The sequence below is a fragment of the Leucobacter chironomi DSM 19883 genome (genome assembly GCF_000421845.1).
Classification (GTDB): domain Bacteria; phylum Actinomycetota; class Actinomycetes; order Actinomycetales; family Microbacteriaceae; genus Leucobacter; species Leucobacter chironomi.
This window is the reverse complement of record NZ_ATXU01000016.1, coordinates 20,452-29,666: the sequence shown is the minus strand read 5'-3', so window position 1 is coordinate 29,666 and position 9,215 is coordinate 20,452. Positions and strand designations below refer to the sequence as shown.

The following is a 9,215-nucleotide window of genomic DNA, read 5'->3' as shown; positions in this document are numbered from 1 at the left end:
CCCCTGTCTGCATTGCAGCCCGCCCCAGCAGCCCGCCTCTCCCAGCAGCCTGCCCCCTGCCCCTGGCCCCTCTTGCCCCCTGCCCCTGCCCCTGCACTTGAGGCCCGCAGTTCAAGCAGTGGATCGCAGCTCAGGCGGAGGAATTTCCGCGATGGGGTCCGAATGAGCTGCGATCCACTGCGTGAACTGCGGCGCGGGTGGGGTGAGGGGCAGCTGGGCAAGAGGGGTCAGGGGGCAAGAGGGGCCAGGGGCAGGGGGGATGGGTGCGGCTAGGCGAGCTGCTGCACGCGGACGGTGTTGCCCGCGGGATCGCGGAAGGCGAAGTCGCGGGCGCCCCAGTCCTGGTCCATGGGCTCCTGGAGCACGTCGACGCCGGAGGCCTCGACCTTCTCGAAGAGCGGCTGCAGTTCGTCGGTCGCGAAGACGACGGAGGCGTAGGCCCCCTTCGCGACGAGTTCGCGCACGACGCGGCGCTCGTCGTCGGTGAGACCCGGGTCGATGGCGGGCGGCGTGAGCACGATGGAGGTATCGGGCTGGTTGGGCGGGCCGACCGTGATCCAGCGCATGTCCTCGTATCCGACGTCGTTGCGGACGTCGAATCCGAGCACGTCGCGGTAGAACGCGAGGGAGGCGTCGGGGTCGGTGTGGGGCAGGAATGTGACGTGAATGTTGATCTTCATGCCCGTCACGCTACTCGCCGTCGGAACGGGAAACTTCTCGATTCCTGACCGGTTTCGTGGCGCGCATCGTGATGATGCCGGGCAGCCCGGCGAGCGGTTCGCAGCCCTCCCTGCGGTAGCGCCCGGGCGACATGCCCACGAGCTCGGTGAAGCGGGTGGTGAAGGTGCCGAGCGAGCCGTATCCCACGGCGAAGCAGACCTCGGTGACGCTGAAATCGCCGCGGCGCAGCAGCGTCATGGCGCGTTCGATGCGGCGCGTCATGAGGTAGCTGTAGGGGGATTCGCCGTATGCGGCCTTGAACTCGCGGCTCAGGTGCCCGGCCGAGAAGCCGATGCCGCTGGCCAGCGACTCGACGTCGAGCGGGGTCGCGTAGTCGCGGTCGATGCGGTCGCGCACCTTCCGCAGCAGCACGAGGTCGTGCAGGCGGTCGTCGTCGGCTCTGCTCACGGGTCCATCTTCGCGGATCCGGCCGCTCGGAGCGACAGGGCCGGTGCGCTGCGTGTCGGGGGCTGGCGGTAGGCTGGTGGCATGAGCAATCCCAGGGCCGGCAAGGTGGCAGAGCGCATCCAGCAGATCATCGCGCGCAGGCTGGAGAAGGGGCTGCGGGATCCGCGCCTCGGTTTCGTCACGATCACCGATGTGCGCGTCACGGGCGACCTGCAGCAGGCGAGCATCTTCTACACGGTGTACGGCGATGAGAAGGAGCAGGCCGACTCGGCGGCGGCGCTGAAGGCCGCCACGGGCATGCTGCGCACCGAGGTGGGCAAGCAGCTGGGCACGCGGCTCACGCCCGTGCTCGAGTTCATCCACGATGAGCTCCCCGAGAGCGCGCAGCACCTCAACGATCTGCTGGCCGAGGCGAAGCGCCGCGACGAAGAGGCGGCGGCACTCGCGGCCGGCGCCCAGTACGCCGGCGAGGCCGACCCCTATGTGAAGCCCCGCGAGGAAGACGACGAAGAGGAGCGCTGAGCCCGCTCGCTGCCCGCTCTCGTGGCGGCTTCGCGTCGGGCGAGGCGCCGCTCAGGGAAGGCGCACGGCTCCGTCGAGCTCGATCATGAGCCCGTCGGTGACGAGGGAGTCGTAGGCTCGGCGCGGCTGCTCGGGATCGCGCACGCCGCCCTCGGCAGCGGCGGCGAGGGCCTGCCTGGGTGAGACGGGGGCGTCGGCGGCGCGCAGCAGTGCCATGATCCGGCCGCGCACCTGCCGGTCGCTGCCTTCGAACTTCGCCTGGCGCGGCCGCTTCGCAGGCGCGTTGTCGGGGTAGCCGGCGCCGCGCCACTCGCACCACTGCGCGACGGGGCAGGCATCGCAGCGGGGCGCGCGGGCGGTGCAGACGACGGCGCCGAGTTCCATCGCCGCGGCGTTGAAGACGGCGGCCGCTTCGGGTTCTTCGGGCAGCAACTGCGCCATGTCGGTGAGGTCGCGCGGTGAAGGCATGCCTGCGGCGGCCCGTCCGTGCAGCAGGCGGGCGAGCAGGCGCCGGGTGTTCGTGTCGACGACGGGGTGCCGCTCGCCGAACGCGAAGGCAGCCACGGCTCGCGCGGTGTAGGGGCCGATGCCGGTGAGTGCGAGCAGCTGTTCCACGTCGGAGGGGACGCGGTCGCCGTGCTGCTCGGCGATCTCGACGGCGGCGCGGTGCAGCCAGAGCGCGCGGCGCGGGTATCCGAGACGGTCCCACGCGCGCACTGCCTCGCCGGGCTCCTCAGCGGCGAGCGCCGAGGGGGCGGGCCAGCGCTCGATCCACGCCGTCCAGCGGGGGAGCACCCTGTCGACCTGGGTCTGCTGCAGCATGAACTCGGAGACGAGGATCGCCCACGGCGTCGCGTCGGCATCGCGCCAGGGGAGATCCCGCGCGGTGCGCGCGTACCAGGCGTTGAGTTCGCGCGCGATCGGAGTGGTGTCCACGCGCACAGCCTAGCGATCCGCAGCTCGGAGAATCGGGGCTGCGGGAGCACTACCCTTCGCAGTTCAGGGCGTGGATCGCAGTTCAGACTGAGGTTCTCAGCGAGAAGCTCAGTCTGAACTGCGATCCACTGTGTGAACGGAGGCCGCGCCGGCCCGGGCCCCCAGCTCGCACCCCTGGGCCGGGCTAGGCTGGAGGGGTGACGAATCAGGCCCAGAGCGCTCCCGGCCCGCTGCCCCCGCAGGGGGCGATCCTGCTGATCGATAAGGCGGAGGGCTGGACCAGCCACGACGTGGTCGCCAAGGCGCGCCGTGCGCTCGGCACCCGCAAGGTGGGGCACGCCGGCACGCTCGACCCGATGGCGACCGGGTTGCTGGTGCTCGGCGCGGGCCCGGCGACGCGGCTGCTCACCCATCTCGTGGGCCTCGACAAGACCTACTCGACGACGATCCGCCTCGGCTCGGCGACGGTCACCGACGACCGGGAGGGTGAGACGCTGAGCATTGCGGATCCCGCCGAGGTGGCCCGGCTCGCGGCCGATCCGGCGCGCATCGCGGCCGTCGTCGCCGAGCTCACGGGCGATATCGAGCAGGCTCCGAGCGCGGTGAGCGCGATCAAGGTCGACGGGCGCCGCGCCTACGACCGGGTGCGGGCGGGCGAGCAGGTCGAGTTGAAGAAGCGGCCGGTGACGATCCACGCGTTCGAGATCGGCGAGCCGCGGCCGCGCGTCGCTGCGGGGCCCGACGGCGAGGAACATCCGGTGATCGACGTCGAGGCGACGGTGCGGTGCTCGTCGGGCACGTACATCCGCGCTCTCGCTCGCGACCTCGGCGCTGCGCTGGGCGTGGGCGGGCACCTGACGGCGCTGCGGCGCACCGAGGTGGGGCCGTTCGCGGTGGCGGGCGTCACGTCGACGGAGCAGCTGGTGGAGGGGCGGATCGGCGCGCTGGCCGAGCCGACCGAGGTAGCGACCGCGCTGTTCCCCGAGCTGGTGCTGACGGCGGAGCAGGCGGTCGATCTGGGGCACGGCAAGCGCGTGGAGGTGGATCCGGCCGCGCAGCCCGACGCGAAGCTCGCGGCCGCGGTCGCACCCGATGGGCGGCTCGTGGGGCTGGTCGAGGTGAAGCGGGGGCGCACGCGGGTCGTGACGAACTTCCCGACGCCGGATGCCAACCCCAGCACCGACACCGGCATCGATGCCGCCGCCGCTTCCGGCGCGGGCGAGGCGCAGGGCGGGGAGGGTGCAGCGTGATCCTCTGGTTTGCCGTCGTCCTGATCGCGGTCGCTCTGGTGGGTGCGGTGCTGTGCTTGATCGCGGCGCTGCGGAAGCGCGGGCCCGATGACTTCACGATGGGCGCGACGCTGCTCGTGACGCTGCTGCTGCTCGCGCAGATCGTGATCTCGATCGCGGCGCCGTTCGCGGGCAACGCGGCGGTGGGCGATCCGCTGGAGTTCTGGATGTACCTGATCGTGGCGTTCCTGCTGCCGCCGGCTGCGGGGTTCTGGGCGCTGGTGGATCGCACGCGGTGGGCGAATCTGGTGCTCGCGGTGGTGCATCTGGCGGTCGCGGTGATGACCTACCGAATGCTGGTGATCTGGGGATAGCTCCGTCCCGCCGTGACACGTTTGCGACACGCTGGCGTGTCTTCGACCCTCAAGCCGTGATTGAGGGTTTAAACTTCCCGGCTTGACTTGAACGAATCACACCGATGTAATTGTGAGGTATCAGCGCGCATCGCGTGGCCCGGAGCAGAGGAAAGGAGCGGCAGTGTCGGATCCGTCGCAAACCCCCGTTCCGGGTAACTGGTTCGTAGATCCTGTCTTCCTCGGTGTTCCGGGGGTTCGCAGCGACGAGGAGGTGCTGGCCTGGCAGGTCGACGCCCTCTGCGCGCAGACCGACCCCGAGGCGTTCTTCCCCGAGAAGGGCGGATCCACCCGCGAGGCCAAGCGCATCTGCGAGAGCTGCGAGGTGCGCTCCGAGTGCCTCGACTACGCGCTCGAGAACGATGAGCGCTTCGGCATCTGGGGCGGGCTCTCCGAGCGCGAGCGCCGCAGGCTGCGCCGCGAGGCCGGCTAGCCCTCGCAGAACCAGACCCCGACTTCGCACTCGCCCCTGCTGCACTATCGATCGATACTGCTGCGGGGGCGAGGCTATTTAGCGGCTGCCTGGCATGGCGCCAGGGAAGGCCGGGCATCCGCGCCTAGACTGAGCGCGATATGCGTACGAGAGTAACCGCCATTCTGGTCGCCCAGCGGGGCGGCGAATGGCTCGACCAGACCATCGCCGGGATCGCGGGCCAGACCGTCGCACCGGATGCGATCGTGGCCGTGAACAACGGCGGGGCGCAGCGGGTCGGCGAGCAGCTCATGCACAGCGGCGCCGAGCGCGTGGTGGGCCTCTCGTCGCGGCTCTCCTTCGGGCAGGCCGTCGCGCGCGCAGTAGAGACGACTCCGGCCGTCGCCGGCGTCGACGACTGGATCTGGCTGCTCAGCGAGGATGCGTGCCCCGAGCCGCAGGCGCTCGAGCACATCCTCAGCAGTGTGCAGCGCGCCCCCTCGGTGGTCGTGGCCGGGCCGAAGCTCGTCGACTGGGACCACCCCGAGCGCATCATCGAGCTGGGTCAGAGCCTCACCCGCTACGGCTCACGCTGGACGCTGCGCCGGCAGGAGCTCGACCAGCAGCAGTACGACCACCTGCAGGACGTGCTGGGCGTCGGCCCCGTCGGCATGCTGGTCCGCCGCGACATCTGGGAGCAGCTCGGCGGCTTCGATCCCGCGCTGCCCGTCTACGACGACGGGCTCGACTTCTGCGTGCGCGCCCGCCTCGCGGGGCACCGGGTCGAGGTGGCACCCGCGTCTCGCGTGCGCTTCGCGCAGAGCGGCGTGGCCGGTCCGCACCTCGATCGCCGTCGCTCGGTGCTGCGCGCCGCGCACCGTCAGGCTCGCACTTCTCAGCTGCATCGGCGGATCGCCTACGCTCCGGCGCCCGTGGCGTTCTTCGAGTGGCTCGGGCTGCCCGTGTACGCGGTGCTGCGCGTGCTGTGGTCGCTGATCCGGGAGCAGCCGGGCTACATGCTCGGCGAGTTCGTGGCGGCGCTCGCCGTGTTCTTCCGACCGCACGCGATCCTCGCGTCGCGCCGTCGCATCCGCAGGCACTCGACCGCGGGGTGGCCTGCGATCCGGCAGCTGCGGGTGGATCCGAAGAGCGTGCGCACCGCGCGCATGATCGACCGTGAGGCGATCCTCGCCTCCTCCGGGCGGCAGCGGCGGGAGCTGCACTTCATCTCGACCGGCGGCCTCGCCGTGCTCGTCGCGGCCGCGGTCGCGGCGGTTGCCCTCACCTGGTGGGCGTTCTCGCAGACCAGTCTCGCGGGCGGCGGTCTCGCCCCCCTGAGCGCGATCGATCAGCTGTGGTGGAACACGCGGCCGCTCGGCGGCGTGCCGGCCGACCCGTTCACGTGGGTGCTCGCCCTGCTCGGCACCCTGACCTTCTGGAACCCCTCGCACGCGCTCGTGCTGCTGATGATCGCCGCGATCCCGCTCGCCGCGCTGGGCGGCTGGATCTGGGCGGCGCAGCTCACCGAGTCGCGTCCGGCGCGCGTGCTGCTGAGCCTCGGCTTCGCGCTGAGCCCGGTGCTGCTCGGCTCGCTCGACTCGGGTCGTCTGCCCACGCTCGTGCTCGCCATCGTGCTGCCGTGGCTGCTGCTCGCGGCGACCCGCTGCCGCGAGTCGTGGAGCTGGGCGGGCACGGCGTCGCTGCTCGCAGCGGTGGCGCTGGCCGCTGCGCCGATCCTCATCCCGGCCGCCCTGGTGCTGCTCGTGGTGGGGCTGTTCACGACGCTGCGGGGTGCGGCGCGCGTGCTCACCACGGCGCTCATGCCCGCGGTGCTGTTCGCCCCGAAGATCGTCTACCTGCTCGTGAACGGCCGCCCGCTGGATCTGCTGCGCGATCCCGGCGTGATCGCGCCCTTCGACGCGGGCACCACCTGGCATCTGCTGCTCGGCTTCCCCGAGTTCGGTCTCGAAGGCTGGGCGGGCATCCTCGACGGGATCGGTCTCGGCGGGCCGCCCGCCACGCTGCTCGTGGGCGTGCTGATGGCTCCGATCGCGCTGCTCGCGCTGCTCGGGCTCTTCACGGGCCGCGTCGCCGTCACGGTGCTCAACGCGGTGCTCGGCGGGCTCGGCATGGCGACCGCGATCGCCGCCGGGCAGTTGCAGCTCTCGGTGGTCGGCGACCAGAGCGTCGCCGTGTGGACCGGGTCGGGCCTGGCGGTGTACTGGATCGCGGTGCTGAGTCTCGCGGCGTTGGGGGCGACTGCGCTGCGGCGCGGGGCTGCGCCCGTCGTGGCGGTGGGGCTCGTGGCCGCGCTGCTCGCGGTGGTGCCCGTCGCGGGCAACCTGCTGCTGAACCGGGTGCCGTTCGTGCCGGCGAGCGCGCAGATGCCGGCGCTGGTGCAGGCGGCGGGGGAGAACGATCCCGATGTGCGCACGCTCGTGCTCACCCCGGAGGCCGGCCACAGCGTGCGCGCCGAGCTGGTCACGGGGAGCGGCTTGCGGCTCGATCGCATCCGTTCGTCGCTCGCGTCGCCGGTCGAGACCGCGGCGGATCGCCGGCTCGCCGAGCTCGTGGGCGGGCTCGCGAGCATCGGCGGCCCCGATATGCGCGACAGCCTGCAAGGCGAGGGGATCGGCTTCGTGCTGCTCGTGAACGGCGGCAGCGATCTGGAGCGCGCCGAGCTGCAGAGGGTGTTCGACCAGCACGCAGCGCTCGCGAGCGCGGGTGTGACGGCGCAGGGGCTGCTGTGGCGGGTGGCGGATCCCGAGTCCGTCTCCGACTCGCAGGGCGATGCGGGCACGAGGCTCGGCGGCACGTCGTTGACGGGGCAGACGATCTGGGGCATTCAGCTCCTGGTGCTGATCGGCATGGTGCTGCTCGCGCTGCCGACCGGTGAGGTCACGTACCGGCCCGAGCGCCGCAAGCGGCCGAGTCGGCGTGCGGCGAAGCGCACCCGGGCGGGTGCCGCGGCCGGGCTGCCGGCACCGGGGAGCCCCGCTGCCGGGGATGTCCCCGCCGGGGGTCCCGGATCCGCGGCGCCGGTCGATCCGACCGCGCTTCCGGCGGATCCCGCGGTCGAACCGCGTCCCGCCGATCCGGCGGATCCCGCATCAGAGCATCCCGCCCCCGAGCATCCCGAGAACGGAGAACCGCGATGAGCGATCGTTCCCGAGTGCTGCGCGGCGGCGCCCGCGCCGCGACCGGCCTCGTCGTCGTGGGCGTGTGCGCGGCCGCGGTGCTGCTGCTCGGCCAGACCGAGCTGCCCGCCGTCCAGCGCGCACCGATCGCTGTGACCGTCGACAGCACGCAGAACACCGTCCGCAGCCTGGTCTGCGCCGGCCCCTTCGCCGAGCTGGGCGCCGACCCCTCTCGCCCCGGGACGGCCGTGCCGACGGGCGCGCCCGCCGTGGCGGTCTCGGGCGCGCCGACCGAGGTCGTGAGCCTGACACGGCCCGAGGGCGGCGAAGCGTCGCCGGTCGTGCTGGAGGCTCCCGTCGACGAGCCGCTGGCCGCCGCGCAGATCCAGGCGGTGAGCACCGAAACCCTGAGCGGGGCGGCGGGGAGCGCCTGCGGCGAGCCGCTGAACGAGCAGTGGCTGCTGGGCGGTTCGACCGCGCTCGGGGTGTCGACGACGCTCAGCCTCGGCAACCCCGGCTCGGTGCCGGCGACGGTGCAGATCAGCGTCTACGACGAGTCCGGCCCGGTCGACGCCGTGCAGACCGCGGGTGTGCTCGTCGCCGCCGGCACGATGCAGACCGTGTCGCTCAACGGCTACGCCCCGGAGCGGGAGCGTCTGGCGGTGCGGGTCATCAGCACCGGAGCGCCGGTCACGGCGAGTCTCGGGGTCGGCCAGACCTCCGGCATCTCGCCCTTCGCCGTCTCGTCGGTGACCCGTCAGATCGATCCGGAGACGACGCTCGTGATCCCGGGGGTCGCCAACCGCAGCGATCACGGGCATGGACCGAGCGACTCCGGCGAGGGCGACGACTTCCCGGTGGCCGTGCGGGTGCTGGCGCCGAGCGGCGATGAGGGCAGTGCGCACGTGCGCGCCGTCGATGCGACCGGGCGCAGCACCGACCTCGGCGACATCGCGCTCGCCGAGGCATCGGTCGGCGAGCTGATCGTGCCGCACTGGCCCGAGGACGCGCAGGCCGTGATCGTGGATGCCGATGTGCCCGTCATCGCGGCCGCGCTCGGCTCTGCGACCGTGGCGGAGGGGCATGACTACGAGTGGTTCGCACCGGCTCCGGTCGTGGCCGCCGATGTGCCCGCGGCCGTGCCGGTCGTCGACGGCGGCGAGCTCGTGGTCGTCAACCCCGGCGAGGTCGAGGCCGAACTGGTGGTCGAGCAGGCCGACGGCGGCGGCACCGCCCGCAAGCAGAAGCTGCCCGCGGGGTCGGCCGCAGTGGTGCGGGCTCCGGCCGACGCGCTCCTCACGAGCTCGGTTCCGGTGCACGCCGGCGTGCGGTACGTGAGCGGGGGACTGATCGCCGGCTATCCGATCCTCGCTCCCGATCCGCGAGAGGGCGTGCTCACCGTCTACACTCGCTGACCGGAAGCGCCGGGATCGAGCAG

Annotated in this window: 9 protein-coding genes; 6 read left to right on the top strand and 3 right to left on the bottom strand. The window is 72.3% G+C overall.

From position 1 onward, the window contains the following. Positions 1-269 precede the first annotated feature (269 nt). On the bottom strand, positions 270-680 hold the full coding sequence (locus H629_RS0113285; RefSeq protein ID WP_024357726.1) for a VOC family protein: 411 nt from the start codon (positions 678-680) through the stop codon (positions 270-272). A gap of 10 nt (positions 681-690) precedes the next feature. Continuing rightward, positions 691-1,128 (bottom strand): helix-turn-helix transcriptional regulator, encoded by a 438-nt coding sequence (locus H629_RS0113280; protein ID WP_024357725.1) that lies wholly within the window; start codon positions 1,126-1,128, stop codon positions 691-693. 81 nt (positions 1,129-1,209) lie between these two features. Between H629_RS0113280 and rbfA the strand changes: the two genes are divergently transcribed. Then, entirely contained in the window at positions 1,210-1,650 is a 441-nt protein-coding gene (gene rbfA / locus H629_RS0113275) for a 30S ribosome-binding factor RbfA (RefSeq protein WP_024357724.1), read from the top strand. 51 nt (positions 1,651-1,701) lie between these two features. On the opposite strand, the gene H629_RS0113270 is transcribed toward rbfA, so the two are convergent. Beyond that, positions 1,702-2,586 carry an HhH-GPD family protein gene (locus tag H629_RS0113270; RefSeq protein WP_024357723.1) on the bottom strand — a complete coding sequence of 295 codons (885 nt, stop codon included), beginning with the start codon at positions 2,584-2,586 and terminating at the stop codon, positions 1,702-1,704. Between the two features lie 197 nt (positions 2,587-2,783). Between H629_RS0113270 and truB the strand changes: the two genes are divergently transcribed. The 5 genes from truB to H629_RS0113245 all read left to right on the top strand — a co-directional run bounded on the left by truB (position 2,784) and on the right by H629_RS0113245 (position 9,192). After that, the gene (truB, locus tag H629_RS0113265; RefSeq protein WP_240471111.1) at positions 2,784-3,836 is read left to right on the top strand and encodes a tRNA pseudouridine(55) synthase TruB; all 1,053 of its coding nucleotides are present in this window, start codon (positions 2,784-2,786) and stop codon (positions 3,834-3,836) included. After that, positions 3,833-4,189, top strand: a complete 357-nt coding sequence (locus H629_RS0113260; RefSeq protein ID WP_024357721.1) for a hypothetical protein — start codon at positions 3,833-3,835, stop codon at positions 4,187-4,189. Before truB ends, H629_RS0113260 begins: the two co-directional genes overlap by 4 nt. Positions 4,190-4,442: 253 nt before the next feature. Then, positions 4,443-4,661: a WhiB family transcriptional regulator gene (locus H629_RS0113255; RefSeq protein WP_024357720.1), complete on the top strand. Its 219-nt coding sequence runs from the start codon at positions 4,443-4,445 to the stop codon at positions 4,659-4,661. A gap of 140 nt (positions 4,662-4,801) precedes the next feature. Continuing rightward, complete coding sequence (locus H629_RS0113250) at positions 4,802-7,798, top strand: glycosyltransferase family 2 protein (protein ID WP_024357719.1); 2,997 nt, start codon at positions 4,802-4,804, stop codon at positions 7,796-7,798. Then, entirely contained in the window at positions 7,795-9,192 is a 1,398-nt protein-coding gene (locus H629_RS0113245; RefSeq protein ID WP_024357718.1) for a DUF5719 family protein, read from the top strand. The genes H629_RS0113250 and H629_RS0113245 overlap by 4 nt, the downstream gene beginning before the upstream one ends. The last annotated feature ends 23 nt before the right edge of the window (positions 9,193-9,215 follow it).